Origin of the sequence: Flavicella sediminum, from assembly GCF_006381105.1 — a bacterium.
GTDB lineage: Bacteria > Bacteroidota > Bacteroidia > Flavobacteriales > Flavobacteriaceae > Flavicella > Flavicella sediminum.
In genome coordinates, this window is sequence record NZ_VDET01000007.1 from 162,517 (window position 1) to 187,484 (window position 24,968).

Annotated in this window: 25 protein-coding genes; 4 read left to right on the top strand and 21 right to left on the bottom strand. The window is 34.5% G+C overall.

Annotated elements, in window-relative coordinates; all coding sequences use genetic code 11:
• Positions 1-7: 7 nt before the first annotated feature.
• The gene (locus FGM02_RS08590; protein ID WP_139957958.1) at positions 8-682 is read right to left on the bottom strand and encodes an NAD(P)H-dependent oxidoreductase; all 675 of its coding nucleotides are present in this window, start codon (positions 680-682) and stop codon (positions 8-10) included.
• Positions 683-919: 237 nt separating this feature from the next.
• Between FGM02_RS08590 and FGM02_RS08595 the strand changes: the two genes are divergently transcribed.
• On the top strand, positions 920-1,264 hold the full coding sequence (locus FGM02_RS08595; protein WP_139957959.1) for a winged helix-turn-helix transcriptional regulator: 345 nt from the start codon (positions 920-922) through the stop codon (positions 1,262-1,264).
• A gap of 112 nt (positions 1,265-1,376) precedes the next feature.
• Here FGM02_RS08595 and FGM02_RS08600 read toward each other — a convergent pair whose 3' ends face one another.
• The 15 genes from FGM02_RS08600 to FGM02_RS08675 all read right to left on the bottom strand — a co-directional run bounded on the left by FGM02_RS08600 (position 1,377) and on the right by FGM02_RS08675 (position 15,643).
• Entirely contained in the window at positions 1,377-2,354 is a 978-nt protein-coding gene (locus FGM02_RS08600; protein WP_139957960.1) for a permease, read from the bottom strand.
• Positions 2,347-2,754 (bottom strand): OsmC family protein, encoded by a 408-nt coding sequence (locus FGM02_RS08605; RefSeq protein WP_139957961.1) that lies wholly within the window; start codon positions 2,752-2,754, stop codon positions 2,347-2,349. Before FGM02_RS08605 ends, FGM02_RS08600 begins: the two co-directional genes overlap by 8 nt.
• Before the next feature lie 11 nt (positions 2,755-2,765).
• Positions 2,766-3,005 carry a thioredoxin family protein gene (locus tag FGM02_RS08610; protein WP_139957962.1) on the bottom strand — a complete coding sequence of 80 codons (240 nt, stop codon included), beginning with the start codon at positions 3,003-3,005 and terminating at the stop codon, positions 2,766-2,768.
• A gap of 11 nt (positions 3,006-3,016) precedes the next feature.
• Positions 3,017-3,340, bottom strand: coding sequence for an ArsR/SmtB family transcription factor (locus FGM02_RS08615; protein ID WP_139957963.1), 324 nt, complete (start codon positions 3,338-3,340; stop codon positions 3,017-3,019).
• Between the two features lie 150 nt (positions 3,341-3,490).
• Entirely contained in the window at positions 3,491-5,182 is a 1,692-nt protein-coding gene (locus tag FGM02_RS08620) for a flavin monoamine oxidase family protein (RefSeq protein WP_166461154.1), read from the bottom strand.
• Between the two features lie 158 nt (positions 5,183-5,340).
• A complete protein-coding gene (locus FGM02_RS08625; RefSeq protein ID WP_139957965.1) occupies positions 5,341-6,606 on the bottom strand; it encodes a peroxidase, FMP-type in 1,266 nt (421 codons plus the stop codon).
• Positions 6,607-7,122: 516 nt separating this feature from the next.
• Positions 7,123-7,893, bottom strand: a complete 771-nt coding sequence (map, locus tag FGM02_RS08635) for a type I methionyl aminopeptidase (protein WP_139957966.1) — start codon at positions 7,891-7,893, stop codon at positions 7,123-7,125.
• Positions 7,894-7,897: 4 nt separating this feature from the next.
• Positions 7,898-8,539 carry a CatB-related O-acetyltransferase gene (locus FGM02_RS08640; protein ID WP_262711109.1) on the bottom strand — a complete coding sequence of 214 codons (642 nt, stop codon included), beginning with the start codon at positions 8,537-8,539 and terminating at the stop codon, positions 7,898-7,900.
• A 46-nt stretch (positions 8,540-8,585) separates the two neighbouring features.
• On the bottom strand, positions 8,586-9,461 hold the full coding sequence (locus tag FGM02_RS08645) for an alpha/beta fold hydrolase (protein WP_139957967.1): 876 nt from the start codon (positions 9,459-9,461) through the stop codon (positions 8,586-8,588).
• A gap of 26 nt (positions 9,462-9,487) precedes the next feature.
• Complete coding sequence (locus FGM02_RS08650; protein ID WP_139957968.1) at positions 9,488-10,390, bottom strand: leucine-rich repeat domain-containing protein; 903 nt, start codon at positions 10,388-10,390, stop codon at positions 9,488-9,490.
• Between the two features lie 78 nt (positions 10,391-10,468).
• On the bottom strand, positions 10,469-11,341 hold the full coding sequence (locus FGM02_RS08655; RefSeq protein WP_139957969.1) for an alpha/beta fold hydrolase: 873 nt from the start codon (positions 11,339-11,341) through the stop codon (positions 10,469-10,471).
• Positions 11,342-11,432: 91 nt separating this feature from the next.
• Positions 11,433-12,008, bottom strand: coding sequence for a Crp/Fnr family transcriptional regulator (locus tag FGM02_RS08660; RefSeq protein ID WP_139957970.1), 576 nt, complete (start codon positions 12,006-12,008; stop codon positions 11,433-11,435).
• A gap of 214 nt (positions 12,009-12,222) precedes the next feature.
• Positions 12,223-12,408, bottom strand: coding sequence for a hypothetical protein (locus tag FGM02_RS08665; RefSeq protein ID WP_139957971.1), 186 nt, complete (start codon positions 12,406-12,408; stop codon positions 12,223-12,225).
• A gap of 20 nt (positions 12,409-12,428) precedes the next feature.
• The gene (locus FGM02_RS08670; RefSeq protein ID WP_139957972.1) at positions 12,429-13,187 is read right to left on the bottom strand and encodes an NAD(P)-dependent oxidoreductase; all 759 of its coding nucleotides are present in this window, start codon (positions 13,185-13,187) and stop codon (positions 12,429-12,431) included.
• Positions 13,188-13,315: 128 nt separating this feature from the next.
• Positions 13,316-15,643, bottom strand: coding sequence for a tetratricopeptide repeat protein (locus FGM02_RS08675; protein WP_139957973.1), 2,328 nt, complete (start codon positions 15,641-15,643; stop codon positions 13,316-13,318).
• Positions 15,644-16,016: 373 nt separating this feature from the next.
• On the opposite strand from FGM02_RS08675, the gene FGM02_RS08680 reads away from it, so the two are divergent.
• The 3 genes from FGM02_RS08680 (at position 16,017) to FGM02_RS08690 (ending at position 18,952) form a co-directional block, all read left to right on the top strand.
• Entirely contained in the window at positions 16,017-17,267 is a 1,251-nt protein-coding gene (locus FGM02_RS08680) for a mechanosensitive ion channel family protein (protein WP_139957974.1), read from the top strand.
• A 96-nt stretch (positions 17,268-17,363) separates the two neighbouring features.
• Positions 17,364-18,161, top strand: coding sequence for a DUF6503 family protein (locus FGM02_RS08685; RefSeq protein ID WP_139957975.1), 798 nt, complete (start codon positions 17,364-17,366; stop codon positions 18,159-18,161).
• A 164-nt stretch (positions 18,162-18,325) separates the two neighbouring features.
• Positions 18,326-18,952, top strand: a complete 627-nt coding sequence (locus tag FGM02_RS08690; RefSeq protein ID WP_243739381.1) for a DEAD/DEAH box helicase — start codon at positions 18,326-18,328, stop codon at positions 18,950-18,952.
• Between the two features lie 86 nt (positions 18,953-19,038).
• On the opposite strand, the gene FGM02_RS08695 is transcribed toward FGM02_RS08690, so the two are convergent.
• The 5 genes from FGM02_RS08695 to FGM02_RS08715 all read right to left on the bottom strand — a co-directional run bounded on the left by FGM02_RS08695 (position 19,039) and on the right by FGM02_RS08715 (position 24,966).
• The gene (locus FGM02_RS08695) at positions 19,039-19,338 is read right to left on the bottom strand and encodes a hypothetical protein (protein WP_139957976.1); all 300 of its coding nucleotides are present in this window, start codon (positions 19,336-19,338) and stop codon (positions 19,039-19,041) included.
• A gap of 183 nt (positions 19,339-19,521) precedes the next feature.
• Positions 19,522-20,688, bottom strand: coding sequence for a ferritin-like domain-containing protein (locus FGM02_RS08700; RefSeq protein ID WP_139957977.1), 1,167 nt, complete (start codon positions 20,686-20,688; stop codon positions 19,522-19,524).
• 25 nt (positions 20,689-20,713) lie between these two features.
• Positions 20,714-22,486 (bottom strand): hypothetical protein, encoded by a 1,773-nt coding sequence (locus FGM02_RS08705; RefSeq protein ID WP_139957978.1) that lies wholly within the window; start codon positions 22,484-22,486, stop codon positions 20,714-20,716.
• A gap of 442 nt (positions 22,487-22,928) precedes the next feature.
• A complete protein-coding gene (locus FGM02_RS08710; protein ID WP_139957979.1) occupies positions 22,929-23,852 on the bottom strand; it encodes a 1-phosphofructokinase family hexose kinase in 924 nt (307 codons plus the stop codon).
• Positions 23,853-24,135: 283 nt separating this feature from the next.
• Entirely contained in the window at positions 24,136-24,966 is an 831-nt protein-coding gene (locus FGM02_RS08715) for a universal stress protein (RefSeq protein WP_139957980.1), read from the bottom strand.
• Between the last annotated feature and the right edge of the window lie 2 nt (positions 24,967-24,968).

Consider the following 24,968-nt stretch of genomic DNA (forward strand, 5'->3'; position numbering starts at 1 on the left):
GAATTGCTTATTTAAACGTAACGATATCTTTAAAATTCCTTCTTGATTTCCCAAATTCTGGATCTGCTTTTCGATATCCAAAAGCCGTCATAAATGACAAACCATACTTGTCTGTGTCTACACCAAACTTTTCTTTTAACAGGGCTTCTGCTTTTTCTTGATGAAATCCTTCAATTGGACAAGAATCAATTCCTATTAAAGCCGCAGCTGTTAACATATTTCCTAAAGCGATGTATGTTTGTTTAGAAGACCAATCGAATAATTTTTTGTCGGTATCTAAGTCGAAATCATTTTCTTGAAACTCTCTATAGAATTTAGAATACATTTCAATAACCTCTTGTGGTAATTGTTTAACATCCTTCATCATGTGCATAATATAATCTGCATCGTGTTTTACCATCGGTGCCTTCATACTTAAACCCAATACAAAATGACTTGCTGTATCTAATTTCAAAGGGGCTCCCCAAGCTACAGGTTTTAACAATTCTCGTAACTCTTTGTCTTGAACTACTATAAAGTGCCATGGTTCAAAACCAAATGAACTTGGTGATAAATGCGCTGTTTCCAAGATAAATTTCATGTCTTCCTCCGAAACCTTTTTGGTGGCATCAAATTCTTTTGTTGCATGTCTAAAATTAAAAGCGTTTAAAATGTCTTCTTTTGCTATGTTAGGTGTATTCATTTTATATTGTTTTTTGTTGTACTATAAGTTTTATAGTGACAAAAGTAAGTATAGGAAGTCATCCCCACAATAACGGTCAAAAAGGATAGTATAGAATTAAAAACTTAAACATATATATTACAACACATTAGCCTGTATATTTTTTACTATAAAAAATATAGTTGTATAATTTACTATAGTAGTCTATCTTTGTACCATCAATAAAAACAAATAGGCCGAATTTTAATATAGAAAGTTATGTATCAATTTAAAGGAAAAGAATATCCGTGTTGCGCAAGTTTAACCATGGGAATCATTGGAGGTAAATGGAAAACAGTCATTTTATTTCATTTGATCGATGGCACACTTCGATACAATGAATTAAGAAAGGAAATGCCTACTGTAACCGAGCGTACCTTAAGTCTACAACTAAAAACTTTGGAAGAAGACGGCATCGTAAAAAGAAAAGTATACACTTCTAAACCACCTTTAAAAGTAGAATACTCCTTAACCGAGTTTGGAAAAACTTTAATTCCCTTAATCAAATCTATTGCCAATTGGGGTGTTTTTGCTTATACTGAAAAAGGAGAATCTGTAGCATAAGGATTCGCTTTTAACTATTCACTTTTTGTACGTTCCTCCCATATTTTGGCGGTTACATGTGGATTCGTTCTAATAAAACCAAAGTGTGTGCTGCTAACAACCTAACACACTGTTATAATAGGCTATTAAACAAATAACCAGATAGTATTATACAAAGTGTGACTACCCCAAAAAAGATGGCGATGAGCTTGAGGCTCATTACTTTTTTTAAGAGCATGGCTTCTGGCAAGGACAAACCTACTACGGCCATCATAAATGCAATAGCGGTTCCTAAAGGAATTCCTTTAGCAACCAATACCTGAACGACTGGAAGTATGCCAGAGGCATTGGAGTACATAGGCACTGCTAAAATGGTGGCAATTGGTACAGCAAAAAGATTGTCTTTGTCCATATATTTTTCAAAAAAACCTTCAGGTATATAGCCATGCATCAGTCCGCCAATAGCAATACCTACCAAAACATAAGGAAGTACGCCTTTGAGAATTTTTACCACTTCTGCCCAAATAATAGGAATGCGTTTTTTAAAAGTTTGGTTTTCTGCTTGAAATACCTCTTGATCTCTTTGGGCATTTGCCAAGACTTCTTTTACCCAAGGTGTTAGATAAACTTCCAATTTTAATTTTTGAAGAATCACTCCAGAAACGCTTCCTAAAAGCACTCCACTAATTACATATATAATGGTGGTTTTCAACCCAAACAACCCCACAAAGAGCCCGATAGCTACTTCATTAACCAAAGGCGACGTAATTAAAAAAGCAAAGGTAACACCCAAGGGAATTCCTCCTCTTACAAAACCAATAAATAAAGGTACCGAGGAACAGGAACAAAAAGGAGTCACCACTCCAAAAAGACTTGCTATTAAATATTCCAATCCGTATAATTTATTTCTAGACAGGTAGTTTTTCACCTTATCAATAGGAAAGTAACTATTCACAATTCCCATAAAAAAAACAACCACAAAAAGTAAGAGTAGAATTTTTGTGGTATCGTAGATAAAAAAGTTCAAAGCTTCGGCTAAATGTTGGCCTACTCTTAAACCCAACAATTCATACACAAACCAATCTGCTATATGTTGTATCCAGTCAAACATTGTTAATTGTACGTAGGGTTCCACTAATGGTACACGACAATTTTACGGTATTGTAAATGGTACCAAACTTTTCGATGTTCTTTTTTAGTAAATCTGAATTTAGCTTTTTATCATTGCTATAAATAGTCAGGTTGTAAATGATATTTTCCATCCTTGGCGGATTTTCGAGTCGTGTGGCATTTACCTCAATACTCGCTTTTGTATAAGTGAACTTCATTAAACCCGAAAAGCGTTCTACATTTTTTAAAATGCAGGAAGCAAACGAGCCTAAGAATAATTCAGCAGGATTTGGCAAGGTATCAGCAGATTTGGACGTGGTACCAAAATTGATACTTTCTTGCTTTATGGGAAGCATCGCCTCCTTATTTGAAATGGAATAAGCCTTTATATGATATTTCATAATCGTATTTTTTAGTCATTTAATAGTGCTAAAACTTCATTTTTAGAAGGCACTCTCCCTTTTACACTAACAACATCATTTATTACCAATGCGGGTGTGGTCATCACATCAAACTTCATTATTTCCATAAGATCTTCTACTTTTTCAAGACTCGCATCGAGCTTATTTTCAGAAATCACCTCGTTAACTACGACTGTCATGGCTTGGCATTTTGAACAGCCTGTTCCTAATATTTTAATTACTTTATGCATGCTATATATTTTTAATGATCGTCAATAATAGATCTGTTTGTTACAAAACACCCATCAAAAAAATGTTGAAATAAAGCTTTTGCCATATTCCAGTTTTCTTGATGAATACAGTACTTTATTTTTGGAGGTATTACTTCTCCTTGAATAAAACCTGCTTTTTTTAATTCTTTTAAATGTTGAGATACTGTAGATTGTGCAAGGGGTAAGACACCCACCAAATCGCCTGTGCAACAAGTGGTTTGCGTAGCAAGATGTTTTAAAATAGCAATCCGTATAGGATGCCCCAATGCTTTCGAAAATTTTACCAAAGCATCTATGTCCTTGTTGTTTTTCATCCGTCTCACTTTTTTCTATGTCTTATCGTAAATTTACGATAGGTCTTTCAAATGAAATATGACATATGTTAGATTCTAGACTTTTATAAAAAAAGGCGCAAAAATCAAGTTTTTTGCGCCTTCAATAAAAATACGATTTCTCGATCCTCTTTATTCCTTAGGAGGAACCAAAACACAGCCAGGATAGCTTTCAGTAATAGATTCCAATCCATAATTGTGTTTCAACATTTTTTCAGAAGATCGAAGTGAACCATTTACCCATCCTTGCATGTCCGACCAAGTTTCATTACAGGTAAAAATAGCTTCATCATGCAATGGATTTGTCATTCGTTCAATAACTTCTCGATCGTTGGTATTCAGTGCCCATTGATGATAAGCAAAAGGAAAGTCATTTACTCCATCCCAAGAGCGAAAACTTGTTAATACAGGTTCTAGTACATAATGGGTTTTAAATAAACTTTTAAGTTGTTTGATGGCTTCTTCGACTACTTTTTCTGAAGCAGGAAACAAGGTTTCTGGTTTTTTAGTATGTGCTTTTTGTAAAGGACTGTCAAATTTAGGACCTACATTTTGTAGACCTCGCCAAAAAACAGTGTTGGTAAAATCGCAGTAAATAGTCAATGCCGCAGGTTTGCCTTTATTTGGCGCTCCAGGTTCTGTTTGTACGGTGTAAAAAGGATAAATTGAATTGATGGGCAAATCTGCAAATGAAGGCCCCTCCAATACAGGGACTTGACCTGTTGAACCATCTGCCCACCAAGGCTTGTCGAAATACAAATTGATTTTCAGCAAACTCATGGGTTGAATAGAATTGATATCTTTCCAAAAAATTCTGGAATTTTTATTGAGATGCAATACTGGAGATGCCGCAAACAATATAGCCATCGCTTTACTTGGAATGGCCAAAATAATTTGTTTGGCGTTTATAACTGCTGTTTCTGTGTCTTGCTCAAAAACATAAGCAGATTCTCCTTTTTCGGCAATACTTATGTTAATTTTATAATCCCCTTTTTCACCAAGAATGGTATTTACATTAATTCCTGTATGAATGATTCCTCCCAATTCTTTTACTTCAGTCTCTAATTTTCGAATCAAAGAACTGAAGCCCCGTTTTAAAGTAAAGTATTGAGGATCGGCAGGAAAGTCTTCTAAAATTTGCCAAGCTTCACCAGCATTGGGTAAGCCTTGAAAAGGACCTCGAAACCCAAGTACTTCGGTTAACATGGTCAAACATTCTTCCGAATACCCCATACTTTTGATCAATCCTCCTAGCTGCCATTTGTAAAGTGCCACACCTTCCCACTTAAAATCTAGTCTAAATTTTTGCCAAAACTCAGGTGTTGGTTTTTTAGGGACATCTTCCACCCCATTGGCATTCAAAATACGTTGGTAAATAACGCCTAAAATAGCTCCCGGACTTTGATTTTGTTCGGCAGGTTCTAGGTCGTATAATTCACCCCAAATGGCATTGTTATTTTCTTTAGATTCAGCTTCCGTAAAACTATGCCCTCTAAAAAAATACCGATTCGTTGTCATTGGAAAATAAACTGCGTCTTTGCACAATTCTAGTGCTGAAAATAAAGACATCAATTCCGCCATAGAATCTTCAAATCGCATGCCCCCTTCTTCTTCTTTTACAATAGAAATTTTGGCATCATAAGGATCTTTAATCGCTACCAGGTCAGAGTCAAGTCTACCACCTGTTCTATTTAAACGATCAAGAATGACTACTTTTCTTTTGTTGTCTTGTTCTAGGAGTCTGTAGGCCGAGTACAAGCCTGCAACACCTGCTCCTACAATTAACACATCTGTATTCTCTGTAAGTTTTGTATTTGTTTTCATAAATATTTTTTTTGCACCAATTTTATCAAGCAACATATTTCAATCTTGCTCAAATAGTTTTTCTTGAAGCTCAACAACAATCTATCTAATTATTGTTGAGCCATTTACCTAAATAACAGTCAGCTTCTTAACATTCTAAGGCTGAGGTGTTTTCCGGTTTAGCCACGACGTCTATGTCCCATTGGACAAGCCAAGGTTGTAGGTGCGTCAATGATTTCATCAGGTGTTTCAGTAGGTAATTTTATAGATGGTAATCGTCTATCTTTAGGAATATCTTTTTCACGGCGCAAGGTATTTACTTGGATATGTGGCCATTTAGTAGTGCCACCATTTGAACCAAACATGAATTCAAAATCCACAATCTGCTCGTATTGTAACTGCTCTATAAGACCTCCAAAATCTTCATCATAAACTTCTTCTATCCACATACGGTAGCGCATACGAACGACCTTGCAATAGCGTTCCACCATCACATTGTTAATTGTTCCTCCTTGCATACCGGTATCATGAAAGGAGTCCAATTCAATCATGTCATACTTTTTGAATTTCACGCCTTCATTCGCATCCGATAATTTTAGGTTGGGCTGAACCGTGAAGGGAAACTTCGCTCCAAATTCGTCATAATTAAAAATTTTCTCAAAGTAGGCACGCCCACTATTTAGCCCACCGTTTGTTTGGGCTTCTCGAGGAAGTTCTGTCCATTTTGGTTTTTCGCGCGACCCTTGGATTAGATCTTTTTCAGGATTAATTCCCATAGTTGGTGATACTGCTAAAAATTGCGGTTCCCAAAGATCGGCAATATGAGGTGCTTTCCCTTCTATAGATTCCGTTATATTTCCTGTCAAATGAATAGTTGTTCCGTGGGGAATTACACCAGAACGAGAGATTTGATATGGAGGTATAAACTGCGGTCCCAATTCACCAGGTCCCATTACAGGCTCTGCTCCGTCCGTTTTTACAGACTCTTCATCCGATGTATGTTTGAACATTGTTGGCGGATTTTGGTAAGGGCTTTTTGAGTCCCAAGGCATTTGGTGGTCTCCTAACCAAAGGTACATGCCGTCCTCAAAATGCTGCAGGTCATTGTCATTGTCTATAATGGCAGTTTCGTATTTTACCGCAGCATTAAACTGCTCATTAGATCCTGCACGGTTGCGCACTGGGGCATTGACTTGCGTAAACTTTAACTGCTCGCGATATTCCTGAGATTTAAAGTGAAACACGCCGAAAACTGTTTCCGAAGAAGTACCCGGTGAAGGCAAAGGTGTCGTATGCAAGCCCGTTGGTCCACCTTTCCAGTTGACCCAAGTACCATGCAATTTTGACAATATTCCGAATTGTGCACCTTTAGGAAGACCTTCCTCCCATTCTTTATAAGGTTTTACTGAAGACTTTTGAGTTTGTTTTGAATTTTCTTTTTCCATAAAAATTTATTTAACAGTTATTTTTTTGATTGTGTAATTCCTTATTTGAGGAAGTAATCCATAAAAGAATTAGAAGTACCACCACAATTATTGAATTAACATTTGTTAAAACTAAATCTTTTCCCAGCAATTTTTAAGCGTAGAAATACCCAATTTCAAAAGTGGATTGAAGAACTTCCTTAAAAGTAGACTTGAGAACTCTAAAAAAGCTATGCAAATAGTGAAAAAAACTAGCAAAGACAGATGCCTCATTAGTTCAGGCTTATAATCCCAATTCTAAAATTTAATTAGGTCGTAAGTGAATTTAATTCCTCTTTTTAAGATCTTATAAATAGTCAAAGTCTATATTGAGATTAGAAAGGCTCTGGTTTTAAAGATATTTTACCTCAATTATTAAAAACACTGGTTTACGCTTTTATCATGAATGGATTGGCTATTTGGAGCTATAAAAAAACGACGTGATGTTGCGACTTTTAAAAATATTTCTACTTATCATTACAGCTTTCATCAAATAAACTATAATGAATTCCAAATACCATTAGCTGCCGTTAAAATAATTGGAGCCCCATTTGTAACCAACAGCGTATGTTCGTGCTGTGTGACATAGCCTCCCTTGTTACCGACTAAAGTCCAACCATCATTTAATTCTACTGCGTGAGTTGATTTTGTGCTTATAAAAGTTTCAATCGCCACAGTGGTATTTTTCTTAAATCTTTCTCTATTCGTTTTGACACGGTAATTTAAAATATTTTCAGGTGCTTCGTGTAAACTTCTCCCTACTCCATGTCCCGCTAAATTCTTTAAGACTTTAAACCCTCTTTTTTTTGCCTCGGTTTCCATGATCAAACCTATGTCAGAAATTTTCACGCCACCTTTAATACCATTAATTGCTTTGCGTAAAACTGTTTTTGAAGCTTCTACCAAAGCTTGATGTTTATATACATCTCTTCCTAAAACAAAAGACCCTCCATTATCCGAATAAAAACCATTCAATTCTGCAGAAACATCAATATTAATTAAATCGCCTTCCTTTAATATTTTTTTAGGTGAAGGTATCCCATGCGCAACTTCTTTATTGACACTGATACATGTATAACCAGGAAAGCCATACATTTGAAAGGGTGCCGATTTGGCTCCATATGATTTTAGAATTTTACCACCATAAACATCCAATTCTTTGGTTGTCATACCCACTTTGGCATAAGTTTGCATTTGTTTTAAAGTGAAGGCTACTATTTCACTAATTTCTTTCATTCCTAGTAACTCAGATTCTTTTGTAATCGACATTGTTTTATTTTTTATTCATTTCTTTTAACACTTGCTCAATTTTATCGTCTGTTAAATGCTGAACATGTTCCGTAATTTTTTCAACATCCCAATTCCACCATTTTAGCTGCAAAAGTTTTGCAATGGTTTCCTCAGAAAATCGTTTCTTAATTTCCTTTGCAGGGTTACCACCAACCACGGTATATGGTGCTACATCCTTTACAACTATTGCGTTTGCTGCTATAATAGCCCCATCACCTATAGTAACTCCAGCCATAATTGTGGCATTATAACCAATCCAAACGTCATTTCCAATTTCTATATTTCCTTTTTTGGGGTAAGATTTACCTTCCATGGCTTTTTCCCAACCATTACCGAAGATAGCAAAAGGATAAGTAGACAAAGCATTTGTTAGATGATTGGCTCCATCCATAATAAATTTTACATCGGAAGCAATCATACAAAATTTTCCAATAATCAATTTATCACCTATAAAATCGAAATGATATTTTACGTTCTTTTCAAAATTCTCTACATTTTCAAAATCATCATAATAGGTATAATCTCCAACAATGATATTGGGATTTTTTACAATATTTTTCAAAAAACAAAGTCGGTCGTATTTGCCTAGCGGAAACCTGTGGTCTTTATTAGGTCCTGTCATCATTTAGTTTTAGGTTGTTTCTGTATTCGTTGAAATTAACAATTTAAATTTAAGAAATTTCATTCAATTTTGAATCTATAATTACTTGTACTATTCGCTTATTATCTAGGCTATTTTGAACGTGCTTGGAGTTTTCTAATAACAGTATATGTTTGAGTGATGGAAATATTTTCTTTGCACGTTTGATCATTTTTTCTCCTGGAAACAATAAATCGTTTTTTGCAGCGATGAGTGTTATGGGAGTTTTGATGTTTTTTGCACTTTCTGTTTTTATCACAGGAACTGGGGTGAAATCCATTTTAAAATGCAAAAATACTTTGGAAAGAAAATCCACGGCAAAAGTATCTTTCTCGGTAAATAATTCCTTTAAAAACGCCCTTACATACTTTTTGTTTTTGGATAACATATAACGTTTCATTGGAATAAAAACCTTAAACAATGCCTTTAAAGGATTCCCATTGACAATATAAGCCGGTGCCGATAAAAAGACTTCCTTTATATGCAATTCCTCATACTCAAGTGCTTTAAAAATAACCAAGCCACCAAATGAAAATCCTGCAAGCCTCACATTTTTTAAGTTTAGACTGTCAATTACTTCGTGCAACCACTGGCCGTACGCTTCATTTTTCATAGACAATCTTGTTGCGGCACTTTTATTAGGTTGCGCCAATACATCTATGGCAAAAATTTGAAAATGCTTTTCTAACCCCGAATAGGTTTCTAGTGCTATAGGTGCACAGCCATTTGAGCCGTGCACCAATACTAGGGGTGGTTTTGAAGCATTTCCACGAATAAGCACATGTGTGGTACCAAAAGAAGTTTCTATGTCTTTAGCAAGACAATCTATTTTTAAAGCAGCTAACTTTTGATCATAGAGTTTTAAAATTTCTCTTTTACCTATTTCAGATTTATAAAATGTTTCCATGCGTACTGTTCGATTTTCGATTTATTTTAATTACAAAATTCATTCAATTCTTGGTAATCAGATAAGGTCAATACTGGTATCTCTTGACCACTAGCTATTTTAATACAGGTTAAATCAGGATTTCTATCGGCTATCAAATTGGTTAAATTATCATTGGCACTCAAATCTAAACTTTCTAAAACATTATCAAAAATATAGAGATGTGTTAATTGACTATTGAATTCAAAATTTATATGTTCAAGTTTATTATCCGCTATTAATAAGGTTTCTATTTTCGTATTTGAACTGACATCTAGCGTTGGTAACAAATTTGAGGTTAATAATATATGCTTTAGATTGATAGCTCCACTGATATCCAATTCTTTTAGATCGTTATTTCTCATATGTAAAACTTCCAAAGTTGGATTGTTGACACTAAATTCTTCAAAGTAATTCCATGATAAATCCAAATCTTTTAAACCCATTGCATTTTCTAATCCCGTTACAGAAGTTAAAGAATTTGATTGCATGTCTACAAAAACTAAATTTGTATTCTTACTCAAATCAAGACTTGTTATATAGTTATTTGAAAAGTACAAGGTATCTAACAAGGTATTCCCACTTAGATCTAGCTGTTTAATTTTTTGGCCGTAGACGGATAAATGGCTAAGGTTTTCAAATCCTGAAATCCCTGTCAAATCGACAACTTTACCATAATTTGCAGACAAATTTAAATCTAAATGCGTGACTTCAATAGCTTCTGATTTTGCTATTTTTTGATTGACGATTCCGTCAGAATCAATGCCTTGCTCTATCAACATAGTTTCAAAGTGACTGTCTGGAATATGTACATAGATTTCATTTTCACAATCACAATGATCGTCTGTACACCCCAAAACAAAAAAAGAAGTTATGACTAGTGATAGGCTGGTAATTTTTAAAGTATTCATTTTGTTGTTTTTTATTAATTTATTATCACACATGCATTTATTTTTTAGCTGTGCGTGATTCTTACTGTTAATGATTGTTTATATTTCTTTTTGGCTATAAAATTTGTTCAGCAACTTTTGAAATGCTGCTGCATTGTGTTTCCATGGAATATGCCCACATGTATTTATAATTTCAACGGTAGCTGTAGGAAACCTTCCTATCAGACTCCCTTTACTTTCTCCATAAATATCAGCATCTCCATAACTAATTAACACAGGGAAATCGGGTTTCGAAAATATTGTTAAAGGCTTGTATTTCATTATTTCTTTTCGTGTTTTATTGACAGGAGCCGCGTAAATTTTATCAAAAAAAGCATCCTCAAAATCGACTTCTCCATAATTTTTATGGTAATTTTTTAACACCTGTCGAAATAGTTTTTGATAAGCCTCGTCTATACCCAACATGCCAAATAATGAAAACCATCCCATATGAAACCATTCTTTAAAATCACAAATTTCCTTATGCAGTTGCATCACCTCCATCTCCGTTTTTTTCCAGGTATTATTCGTTCCTGAGCTAGGGCTACATAAAAACAAACTCTTAATTTTTGCGGGTTTTTCTTTTGCGTAAATTTGTGCGTACAATCCACCCCATGAATGTCCAAATAGATGAAAACTATAAATACTTAAATGAGAACAAATGGCATCAATATCTGAAATATATGCTTCCATTTTATAGTTAGCCTCTTCACATGCCGAAAGCCCTACTCCTCTTTGCTCAAAGTAAATTACCTGATAATTCTCTTTTAAAACATCCACAACTTCCAACATTTCATCTGGCACGCCCGGTCCACCGTGCAGTACTATGATGACCTCTTTTAAATGACTGGAATAAATGTTTACATGTAATTTCGTATTTCCATTGCGAATAAATTCACTTTTAACGGCTATTGTCTTTATATTTCTACTCATTGCTTTTCTGTTTTAATTTCAATAATCAAAATTCAAAAGTAGTACGGATCTAAAACCTGTCCATTAACAATTGATAAAAAGCAACGATACCCTACTCTTTTCTCAGTCGGCTTAATGAAACATTTGTAATCCCTAAATAAGAAGCAATAGCTCCGTGTGGAATCAGATTTTCTAACATTTTGTACTTTCTTCTAAATTTCAACAAACGATCTTTTGCCGAAAGGGAAGCCAATCCTATTTCTTTATCTACTTTTGAAAGCAGTTCCTTTTGTAATACAACATTTCCAAAATTTCTTATTTCTAAATTCTCAATCATTAGCGCTTCAAACTTACTGGCATTTATACTTGCTAATTCCACATTTGTCAATGCTTTAAAATATTGATTTGCCTTCATATTTGAAGTTCTTATAGAATGTGGTGATAAAATCGAATTTTCTACATAAAAAGATATCGTAATTTCATCTCCTTCTGGGTTTATCAAATAACTTTTACAAATGCCCTTTAACATAAAATATTCTTTGTCGTTTTCTTTATTTAACGAAATAAAGTCTGCTCCTTTTGCATAGCTTTCAAATTCCAAATATTTTTCAATGGCTTCAAATGCTAATTCAGAAATTGGACAAACTTCATTTATAATATTTTTTACGTTGTTTTTAAAAGAATCCATGCTGTTTATTTTGCTTTGTAACTAAGGTTAGAAAATTATAATAGGTGTCAAAAAAAACGAAAGTTAGCGAAAAATTAACAATAGAATTTTCTATGACGAGTAAGTTACAGGCTTCTTGCAGCAGTATGCATTTATGGAGAGGAACAGCTTCCAAATGCCATTTGAAACTGTTTTGTGAAGATTGTTATTTTCATTCTTAAGAGTTCTAAATTATTTAAATTAAGTTATTGTGTAAATCGTTCAGGGCTTCCACATGCGAAGCACCATATCCATATAAAATAGCGTATCCTTTTTCATCTATTAAGCTTACCCTATAGCCATCGTTTTGTTCTTGAAATTTTAAATACTTCAATTCTTTCAATGTACACTGAAAGTCTTTTGTTAATTTTTGAGTAATCATTTCTGCCAAATTAGTATAGCTCACCTAGTTGCTGAAGCGTATTTGCTATAAATTACAGGCATCTGCCCTTTCCACTTTGTCCACAAATCATTTTTTGAAATAAGGCTAGCCATAAAATGCCCTACATTAATTCGGCTGACTTTACCCGCGTCAAAAATGGCACTTCTTATGGGGGAAGCATGTATTTCATAAGCTGATACCGTATCTTCATTTATTAAGCCATCTGGCCGCACAGCAACCCATTCTATACTTTTGTGGTTTTGACCAATTTGTGTCCGTAAATAATCGGCTGCTTTTTCATTATCAACATGCGGAGGCAACAACAACCGAAGCAATCCGATGACACATTTTTGAGCCAAAGAAATAGGTTCATTCAAATCACGATTGCTATTTCCTGTGGTATTCATTAACACGTATTTAACTGGTCGACTTGGATTATTGGCTATAATCGCTTCACAAAATCTACGTGCCACATCGGTTACCAATTTTCTTGGATGCCCATAAACGCCCTTCCATGACAAGGTATGCCCTAAACAAGACGCAATGGCTTCACATCCTTGTGCATGACCTTGCATTTCAGCAGCACTTAGATCTAAAACACTGGCTGTAATTAGTTGTAAATGAGGATTGTTTTTCCAAGATTCAGGTAACTTTTCAGGACTTCTAACAATGGCTTTCACTTTATGCCCCTTGTTTAACAATTGCTGAACTAAATGTTTACCCGTGGCTCCACTAGCGCCAAGTACAAGTACTGTTGTTGTATGCTTATGCTCCTTCATTGTTCTGTACGATTCGTTATTTTTAACACTGCAAATATATTTTACGAAGTGCAAATAAAGGTGCTAAATACGCACAAGAAAGCACGGAATTATAATTCCGTACAAAAAAAGAAGAATCCCATATTAAATTAGTTGTGTTGTTTTAAAAATTGTTTGGGCGTAAGTCCTGTTTCTTTTTTGAAATAGCTGTTAAAAACTGTTTTTGAATTAAATCCACTTTCATAAGCTAAGCCCTCTATGGTTAAATCCGCATTTTTGGGTTCTTTTACTTTGCGTTTAAATTCTTCAACTCTATAGGCATTGATAAATTCATTGTAGTTTTTTCCAAAAAAATTATTCAGCAACCAAGAAAGATTGTTCGGGTGCATTTCAATATTATTAGCCAATTCACGCAACGATAAATCTGCATTTAAAAAAGCTCGATCTTCCAACAAATAGTTCAACAATTTATCGGCATAGGCCTCCGATTGTTTGGTTGTTAGTAATTGCGTTTTTTTCTTCGATTTTATTTTTGTTCCCTCCGTTTTATAAATTATTTTTTGAAATGCATCATAACGAGGATCCTTCTTTAAAGAATTTACCAAAGGGTCTGAATATTTTAAAAGTAGTAAAGAGGACTTATTGGCTAACGCTTTTTCTACCCAGGCAAACGCTTTGTCATTTTCTCCAATGGCAGCATATTGCATAAAAAGGTTCGCTTCTGCTGTAAAGCCTTCTGTTTTAGCCGCTAGAGATTTTAATTTTTCTGTATACAGCCTTTCATTTTTCGAATCTTCTTTTAAAGCATAGCCCATAGCTATAATTCCTATTCTATCACCTTCAACAACTACTTCAGCCGGTAAGGCATCAAAATAATGAATGGCCTCCTCATATCTATTTAATTTCAGTAAACAAATGGCTTTTACTGAATGTGCAGGAATACTTTTATCGTTGCCTTCCAAACATTTATTTAATAATTGTAACGAATATTCATAATCTTCAAGCATATAATGGAAATAAGCCTTGAAAAATAAGGTTTCTTCCGACAAAGGATTGATGCTCCAAGCGATATCTAAATGCTGTCTAGATTTTTCTTTTTCACCGGCAATTATATATAAAAAAGAGATGAATTGCTGGGCTTCGGCATTGTTAGGATTGATTTCGATTGCCTTTTTCATTTCTAACAAGGACTTGGCATAATCACATTCAATAAAAAAAGCTTGATTTGATAATTGATAATGCACTCCTGAAGACTGCCCATTTAATTCCAAAGCCTTATTGGTGTGCATACTCGTTTTTTGCCAAGCTTCTTCAAATGGAATAAAGGAAATAGTACCTAAAAAACTAATGCAATTTGCCAATCCTAAATGTGCATCCGCATACTTCGGGTCTAGTTCTAAAGCTTTTTCGTACAATGCAATAGCCGTATTTGTGTCCTCCGGATTCCACTTGTTTTCATGAAATTTAGCTTTTAAACAATAACCATAGGCATTGACATCTGCTGTTGGTTTGCTTACCAAGGATTCTTCAAATTCTAAATGCCCAAAATGCTCCCGCAATTTATCAGCAATTAACAAACTTACTTCATCTTGAATTTCAAAAACATTTTCCAGCTTTCGATCCCAAGTATCTGACCAAAAATGATAATCTTCTTCCACTTGTATCAACTGCGCAGTAATACGAATGGCATTGCCAGCCAAGCGAACACTTCCTTCCAAAATAGAAGAAACCCCTAATTCTGCACCAATTTCAGGGATGGGTAAATTTTTTCCCTTGAAAAAAAAAGAAGACGTACGCGAAGTGACCTTTAGATTTTTAATTTTAGCCAGTGCATTGATAATTTCTTCTGTAATTCCATCACTAAAATACTCGTTTTCTGTACTATCGCTTAAATTCACAAAAGGCAATACTGCAATGGTATTCTCAAGTTTTTTTTGTTTTCTTTTTACATCAACTATGGTAGGAATTTTAATACCCTTATTTGAAATGGCAAATACTTCAGCAGGTTTGTCTATGTTTTTAAATTCAAAAACCCCCAACGAAGTGGTTGAAATCGTTTCCTGATTTTTTAATTCATCATTTATTTTTTTCGACAAAAGTATAGAACCCGCTGTACCTAAATTTTCAATACGAGAAGCAAAATTTACAGCATCGCCATAGACTTCAGTAGCGTCAAAAACAATATCTCCTAAATGAAGACCTATTCTCAGCGGAACTGTAAGTCCTTTTTGCAAACATTCTTGAATAGAAATGGCACAGTTCACAGCCTCGATCACACTTTTGAAAACACTTAAAGTACCATCGCCATAATACTGTATAATTTCTCCTAGGTGCTTTTGGTGCAACTGTTCAAAAACTTCACGATGCCTTGCTCTCGACTTTGCAGCCAATTTTTCATTTGCCTGCATTAAAGCCGTATAGCCAACAATATCGGTAAACATAATTACGGCAAGTTGTCGCGTGTTTTTATCCTTCATTTCGTCTTTAAACTTCTATTTTTCACCTCAGAATTAAAATGAAACTCATTTTAGCTCCATTTTATAGGACTTTCACAAAGTTAACAAAAAGTAAAAACCTAAGGCTAAAAATTAAACGATTAATATGCTTAAAAAAAGAGATTTTACCTACGAATAAATTACCGTCATGCTACGATTCATTTTGCTTTTTTATATTTCTTAAAATTAGTATTCATTGGCTTTCCAATTAAAGGCAATTATATACAAACGCCCATACAACATCTAACAGAAATTTAACGAGATTGAACCTTCTATTGCCTCAAAGTATCCTATTTTTGGGGTCAGTTAAAAACTTCTGAATACTTCAATTCGATTTTTTTAAAACAGAACTCCTATGCTTAAACAACACATTTTATACGATTATTTAGTCGACAGCGGATTCACAGAAGTCACCGCTAAATACACCAATATGATCACTTTGTTGATCCTACTTTTTGTACTTGCCTTTTTTATCGATTTTGTCATCCGAAAAATAATCTTAGAATTATTTTCACGTTTTGCCATCAAATCTAAAACCAATTTCGATAATTTATTGGTCAAAAATCAAGCACCTCGAAACATGGCGCATATCATTCCGCTCTTTGTTGTTTTAGAACTGATTCCTTATGTATTTATCGACTTTCCTTATTTTGAAAATATTGTTGAAAAAGGATTGCAAGCTTTTGCCATCATTCTTATTCTTTGGATAGTTCGAAGCTTATTAAATACCTTGAAAGATTATTTCAAAACCATTCCCAATTTACGTGACAAACCTGTAGATAGTTATATACAAGTATTTATGATTTTTGCTTGGGTACTAGGCTTACTGTCTGTTTTTGCCATTGTTACCGGTATCGAATTTATCAAATTTATCACCACCATTGGTGCAGCTTCGGCAGTTATTATTTTAGTTTTTAAGGATACCATCCTCGGTTTTGTAGCCAGTATACAAGTCTCTATTAACGACATGGTGCGTATTGGCGATTGGATTACTTTTGAGAAATATGGGGCTGATGGAGACGTCACTGAAATCAATTTATCAACTGTAAAGGTTCAAAATTTCGACAAAACCATTACCACAATTCCAACCTATGCCCTCATCTCCGATTCGTTTAAAAACTGGAGAGGCATGGAAAATTCTGGGGGAAGACGCATCAAAAGAGCACTGCATATCAAACTAAATAGTATTCATTATTTGGTCAATGAAGAAGTGGAACAATTGAAAAAAATTAGTTCAATCACTAATTATTTAGAAACTCGACAAGCAGATATTGATGCCTACAACACAAAAAACAACATCAATAAAGAATTGCTTTTAAACGGTAGAAACTTGACCAATATTGGCGTTTTTAGAAAGTATATTGAAACCTATATCGAAAATCATTCCGCCACTAATAAAGATATGATGATTATGGTGCGACAATTAGCGCCTAGTCCACAAGGAATTCCTTTAGAAATTTATACGTTTAGTAGCGACAAACGTTGGGAGAATTATGAATACATCATGGCCGATATTTTTGATCATGTTATTGCAGCAGTCCCTTATTTTAATTTAGAAATTTTTGAGCTGCCTACACATTTCCCCGTTAACAAAGAGTCCTTTTAATGGACGAACTCTACATAAAATTTCCTCAAATAACGGTGAAAGTTTATGTAGATCATACCGTCAAAAGACCTAGAACAATTAATTACAAAAAATAAAATGCGTTTACAAAAAACTATAGGAGTCCTACTTTGCTTAACAGCCCTTGTAGCCTGTACTTCAAAAAAAAACAAAACAGAAACTTCTCCTAAAAAAGAAATAAGTTCAAAAGCTATTCCACTTTCAAAAGCAGAATTACTAGCGCAAAAAACTATAGAAGCTCATGGTGGAGAATTGTATGAAACGGCACACTTTTCTTTTGATTTTAGAGAAAATAGTTATCAATTTAAAAATGATTTCAACAACTACGAATACATAAAAACGTCTAACAAGGAAAAAATAGTAACGCAAGATCTGCTTAAAAATGGTCAATTGACGAGAACCCTTAATAATGAAGTGATTGACCTAAACGATAAAGAACTAAAAAGTGCGACAGGAGCTATCAATTCAGTGATTTATTTTGCCACGCTTCCTCATAAATTAAAAGATGCTTCCGTACTAAAAACTTATATTGGAACGACGACTATTCACGATAAAAATTACGAGATCTTAGGAATTACGTTTCAGCAAGAAGGTGGTGGTGAAGATTTTGACGATCAGTTTCATTATTGGATCAACACAGAAACTCATAAAATAGATTATCTGGCTTACAATTACAAAGTAAACGGTGGTGGTGTTCGTTTTAGAAGCGCTTATAACCGACGTGTTGTTGAAGGAATTACCTTTCAAGATTATAGCAACTACAAAGCGGAACTAGGTACTCCCTTAAAAGAATTAGGTGCTTTGTATGAAGCTGGAAAATTAAAAGAATTGTCAAAAATAGAAACAGCAAATGTCGTTTCGTTAAGCGATAAATAATTCTATTATTTGGTAATTTTAGTGCGTCCATAATATTTCAAAGTATGGAAAATCTACACTAATTTTCCTAGGCATAGAAAAAGAGATTTCCTTCTCTGTTAATTCGTTTCTAGGTAGTATATTTGCCTCAATCAATATCAATATCTATATTACGAGCTACAATTATGTCTACATTTCCGATGCCTTTTAAAAAATTACATGCTGATATAAAAGAGAGATTAGAATCTCTAGAAATTAGCACTCCTACTGCGTTTCAAATCAGTAGCATACCTGTTATTAAAAGTGGCGCCAATGTATACTGTTCTGCAGCAGCTGGTAGCGGAAAAACAACAACCCTAGTATTGACTACTTTGCAAAAATTAAAATGTGAAGCCGTTGGTACTGCACCCAGAGCTATTGTTATTGTAGAAACAAGAGAAAAAGCCTTGGAATTGTATGATACTTTTTTAGCCTATACACGATACAATTCGTTGCGTGTTTATGTGGCTCATGAAAAAATTCATGTGGATTTGCAAAAATCAGAAATTTTTGAAGGTACCGATATCCTAATCGCTACACCACAAGCTATTAATAAATTGTTTTTGCTAAATGGAATTAGTACTGCATCTTTGAAAATATTTAGTATTGATGATGCAGAGTTCCTCGATAAAAAACCAGCCTATGCAACCATTCTTTCTATTACACAAAGTATTTCAAAATGTCAGTATGTTTTGTATACTCAAAAAACACCGCCAAAATTAAGAGAACTCGAATCTTATTTTATGGAGTTTGCCAAAACGGTGAATGTTTAGGTCATTCCATTTTTTAATGAATTCTATAAAATAAAAAAGGAGTAAACTTTAAACAGTTTACTCCTTTTTTTGTAATGCTTTGTTTATTACTTTAACAAACCTAATAAGCCTTGTAGCTCTGATAAATTCAACTCAGAACTCTTGTCTTTATCTAAAATATTAAAATTCTCTGCCACAGAACCTATCGCTTCCGAAGAGCTAATAGCATTGTCTTTATTTGTATCTAATAGACTAAAAAGACTTGTGATTTGTTGCACTGTTGAATTTGAACTCATAGAACCCAACAAAGTTGCCGCATTTACAACACTTGCTGTATTTACGTTTTTAAGAGAATCACAGCTAGCCATTGAAATAATTAGAGCGATTGATAATGTGATTTTTTTCATGAAATATATTTTATTTTTATAAAGAAGCAAAAATAGTTTTTATTCTACTTAAAACATATACTGAACAACGGTTAAAATCAAAAAAAATAGTGTTCCTAGTAAGTGCTTTTCTTTGAAGATTTACAGCCCAACTAAGTTCGTCCTTTTTCTGATCGATATGCCGAATGCTATTTCCATATACATTTAACGTTTCACTTTGTTCGCTTCTAAAGTACTGACTTCTTTTTCTGTCAAATCTCCTTTGCTTACATACTCATAACTTGGACCCGCTACAAAACCGGGGCTCATAGGCGCTGGCAAAGCCATTAACTTCAAGGCATAAAGTCGTAAGGCATACATAGACCCCATGGCGTTGCTCAGTTTAGCTGGCGCACCATTAAAGGTTTCATGCAAACTATTTAAAAGATTGGTGTAATTGTAATTGAACAATTTACTGTTCAAATAAGCCAACGAATTGGGCGGATAATCACTCATTTTCGGATTTTCTTTCATATTTGGCACCTGTTCAGGAAAGAACGGAATGACTGCCCCAGAATACGAATACCCCACTTCTGCACTCGGGTCTATTACCAATTCTTTTCCTTTGTAAATTTCTTCGAATCGATAATAATGGGCAGGTTCATGTTCGCCTGCTCCTTCATCTTCACTTTCTATAAATGGATCTGTGGAAGTACCTTCTCCTTGGTCTACAATAATTGCAATGGCCTTTTTAGCCGAATCTAAATCTGTGATGGCGAACAATTCATTTGCTGGAAACCAATTGTTATCTACAACCTGATTTTCTATAGCGCCAGTAAAAACAGTTTCTCCTTTTAGCTGTGCGGTTATTTCAAATAGTTCTAACAAAAGTGTTAGGTATTCGTAATATTCACCAATGGTTAAATTTTCTTTTCCTTGTAATTCTTCTATTCTTGCTTTCAATTTCGAAGTCAAATCTGCAAAAGCATTCGCACTTTTTCCTAATTTTATATCAATTGGCGCTTCAGGTTCTTCAATGACCATAAAAACATTTTTTACCAAGTTTTTAGAAAACTTAGCAATCGGGACTATCAAGCCATTTTCTACGCCTCCAGGCAAGGGTCCTGGGTAGGTTGGAACAAAATTCGGTTTGTTTAAAACAGGTTTCCCTCCTATGGCATTCAATAAGTTACAGGCAATGGTAAGGTGTAACATTTCTTCAATAACGACCGAATGAATCAATCCAGCTATTTTTGTGTTTTCCGTATTGGCCAATGAAAACATGGCTGTTAAATAAGGAGGAATGGTTGCATGCTCTAATACAATAGCTGTTTGTACCGCATTTCTTAATCCTGCAAGAGAATCTATTTGTATACTTTTAAGTAAAATCATAATTTTTAAATAGGGTATGAATGAGTTATGCGTTTGCTTTTTGTTCTTTTAGAATAGCGTCCAAATAATTTAAAATCATTTGTTGTTTGTCTTTTGAAAGATCTCTAGTCACCGGCATATAATTGGGGTCTGTTACTTCTTTTGCAAAGACAAATTTCAACATTTCAGCGTGTCCGTCTACTACTTCTTGATTGGCCAGCTTAAAGACTCCTTTGGACATGATTGGGTACAAATTGGAAAACAATTGCATGGTGGGTTGTAAATCAGACCAAGTTGGCTTGGCTATTATTTTTGGGTCAACGGAATCAAAAACTAAAACACTAATAAAATTTGAGGGATTGCAATCGGCAAAAAACTCCCCTTCCAAATTATACGTAATTGCATACAATTGCCCATCAATAAAAACACGTGGATTCTTTGGATCGGACGCTAGCAATTCCATACTGGCTATTCCTTCAGCATCGGTGGTAACTGCTGCTTTATATTTTAAAGCTCCTAAAGGAACGCCTAAAATAGGATTGTCTGGCGCTTGTAATAAATTTGCCGTATCGAATTGAGAAATAATTGAGGTATTGGCCAATGGTTTGCCAAAACGTGTGGCATAAAAATTTACCGTGGCTTTTTCATTTGGATTCATACGAAACACATAGGTATCAGCAACTACATAGTTGACTTGCTCTTGCCACATTGGCGTTATATTTTCATTCAATCCAAAAACATTGTTTTGAGAAGCTTTGTAATCTAAAATCACCAATGGATTTTCTTGTACCGAGGCATAATTTTCATCGGATAGATCGAATGTGCAAATTCCAGCATCTTGTTCGTACCAACCGGGCGCATCGTAATTAATTCTACCTAAATAAGTATAGTCAGGGTTTTCATTAGTTCCTGTGTTTATGGCCAAGGTTAAATTGGCGGTTTCTATAATCCCTACAGTTGCTGTCGCTATTTTTTCTGGTTTTCCTTCGGCATCTATAATATCCAAAGGTTTTTGTGCTGCGATGCCAAACTGCAAAGAATTGGACAAATTCAAAACTACTTTTTTCAATTTATCATCCACAATGGCCATGGCATAATTTACCGTGGAAACTTGTTTAAATAGTTGACGCCCTTTTATATGATGAACGGGTTCTTCTGCAAATACCGGCCCGATAGCGCCAACCATTCTACCCAAAGTAAATTCTGGCGAGGTATGGTCGCCATTATAACGATCTACCGTAAACTGAATCGATAAGTTTTCAGGACTTGTTTCTTTTAATTCCTTTAAATAGCGAGAACCTGAATTTTCAATGCTCCATTCTAAATTTTTTATAACCGATTGGTAGGTTGCCGCAGCAGCAGCGTCTCGTGATTTGTCGGTAGATCTATTGAACCAAATATTTGTAAAAGCAGCAACTTCATAATCCCCTTTTACAAAAGTGGTATCGCCAATACCTATTCGAACTATCAGTCCCCAAATTTCAGAAACCATTTGTTGTTGTGAATCTAAATCGACCATTTTACCCGCCACACGACTGTCGGTATCCATAATACTCATTCCAATTATAGGGTCCACTTTTGGATCTTTGGTAGAAGAACCATCTAAATAAGTGACGCTTTGAATGCTTAAATCGATGAGGCGAAAATTTCCTGTACCGTCGGGGTTCCACCAACCGTTGGCGTTTTTTTCATCTTGATAGTCTTGAAAACTAGACTGAAACGTTGCATTGTTAAAATGATTTGGGTCATTGTTTACAGTAGAAACATCTGACTGAAACCTTCCTGAAAAAGTAAGTCTTGGGGTGTTTAAATAGGACATTTTTAATTTTTATAGATTAGTAATGTATATATCTTAAGAATTATTTATGCGAGTTGACAAACGGATTTTGCTATTTCAAGTTTTTAGTTTGCCAATATTTGTTTTTAGAAAACACTAAAGCTACTGTTTCAAACACATTTAAACTCGAGTATAAATACCTGTTTTTAAAACACCTATACCAACAACAAAGAAATAACTGTTTCTAGCCAGTCTTAAAAATCACTTTTATAATTCACTCAAACTTAAACACTGAAATGCCTGAATAGGAATTAAGTTTGTGGATACAATCAAAAAATTAGTCGGCACCCCAAATTAATTAGGGAAAGAAATTTCAAGCCCTTATAAAAACAGAACAACTAACTTTTTTAACAAAAAAAGCCCATCCTAGTTTGGATGGGCCTTCAAAATATACCTATTCTTTAAAAATAGAAATCCAAAAAAACTAGCCGATCAATCGGAGTATTTCTTGAATATCTTCAGCAGATGCCAAATTTGTTCCTTCACTCATGGTTGTTGCAGAACCACAAACAACCCCCCATTTTAATATTTCTTCGGGTGTAAGATTTTGTTGAATGGCGAACACCATTCCTGCCACCATACTGTCACCCGCACCAATGGTACTTTTTACTTTAATAGAAGGTGTATTTCTATAAACGATGCCTTCAGCAGAAGCTAAAAAAGCCCCACGAGCCCCCATAGAGACTACCACATAGGTGGCTGTTTTAGCATGCACCAATTGCATGGCCGCTGCTTCTTGTTCCTTTTTAGATAAAAATTCTTTTCCTACCATTTTTGCCAATTCTTGCTGATTGGGTTTGATTAAATAAACAGGTTCTTTAATCGTTTCCAACAAAGCTTTTCCAGAAGTGTCTACAATAATTTTTACATTTTTACCTGCCACTTGTTGAATCAACTGTACATACAAATCTAAAGGCATATGTTCTGACAAGCTCCCACTCAACACCAAAATAGAATTTTCAGTGACTTCCTCATCTATAATCCTTTTGATCAAGTCAATTTCTGTAACCGTAAGTCCATTTCCTGGCATTCCAAACCGATATTGCAACTCCGTTTTGGTGTCTACAACCGAAAAATTTTCTCGAGTCCAAGCTTCTACAGGAATTTCCTTTAAAGGAATATTTTCTTTTTCTAATAAATTTTTCAAATGTTCGCCAGTATCTCCTCCGGAAGTAAAAAGACATTTGTTTTTTACCTCTAGCACCTTCAACACTCGGGAAATATTAACGCCTCCCCCACCGGCTTGGTATTGAATGGCATGACAACCTAATTTTTGTTCAGGCACCATTTGATCTATTTTTGCACTTTTATCTAAGGCAGGATTTACCGTTAAAGTTACTATACTCATGGTCTATTTTATTTCTATAATTGTAAAGCTAGTTAATTAGCGCTATGGTAAAAATAGCAATTTATTCTATGCAAAACATGTGCAAATGAAAATGCCCATTTATTAATTCTAATAACTGGGCATTTTATATGCAATGGGTTTTAGGAAGGGTACCTCTTTTGAAAACCTTATATTTTTTTATTGAAAAATCGGCACCGGTACCAACCAAGATAACAAGACAATGATGGCAATTCCGATTAAAAAAATCATGCGATTAAATTTACGATTTGTCATACCTACCTATTTATTCATGAATGGTTAATACCGTATTTGATGCTAACTGTCCTAGGGTTGGAATAATATCCGATTTATACAGACCTATTTTTTGTAATAAATCTGGTTTTTTATCGATAATACACATAATACCATCCAAATGTGTACCTGCATAATCTTTTAATCGATACGAGGGCTGGATGTATTCTAAACCAATAGGATTGTTGGAAATTTCTTTTAAATAATTGATAAAGGATTCCAAATTATTGCGCACTCTAGTCGACAAAGAGTTTTGTTTTTGCAGCACCAAAATGCCGATCTTAAAATTAGGGTTTGCCAATATTTTACAAAATTTATTAATTTCATTCGTCGTTACCTTTTGTTTAAAGTCTGAAGCAATGGTTAAATAAACACCATCTTTAGCACAAGCATGTGGTGGTACCAATAAAATGGGACACGTACGTATGTTTTCCAAAATATGCTCTGTATTTCTACCAATGGTTTTTACAGCTTTTCGGGTTAAAATCACCAAATCAATGTTTATTTCTTCTAGGTACTTTTTCATGGCTTCTACCAAATTCAAACATTCTGAAATGGCATGAAACTCGTGTTTTATATGTGTCGATTTTAGCGTGTACCGCTCTACCAACTTCCCTAGTTGCTCTAAAGATTCTTCTTTAGGCTTGTCGAAATATTCTTTGTCTGCAAACAACATTTCAATAGCATTTAAACCTGCTACATCATAGGTGTAGGTATTCAAAAAATAAAATTCACAAGGTTCATTTATAAAAAGTTCTGTCACATAGTCTATCGTTTGATAGCTATTCAGTGAAAAATCGGTGGGAATTAAAATTTTTTTCATGT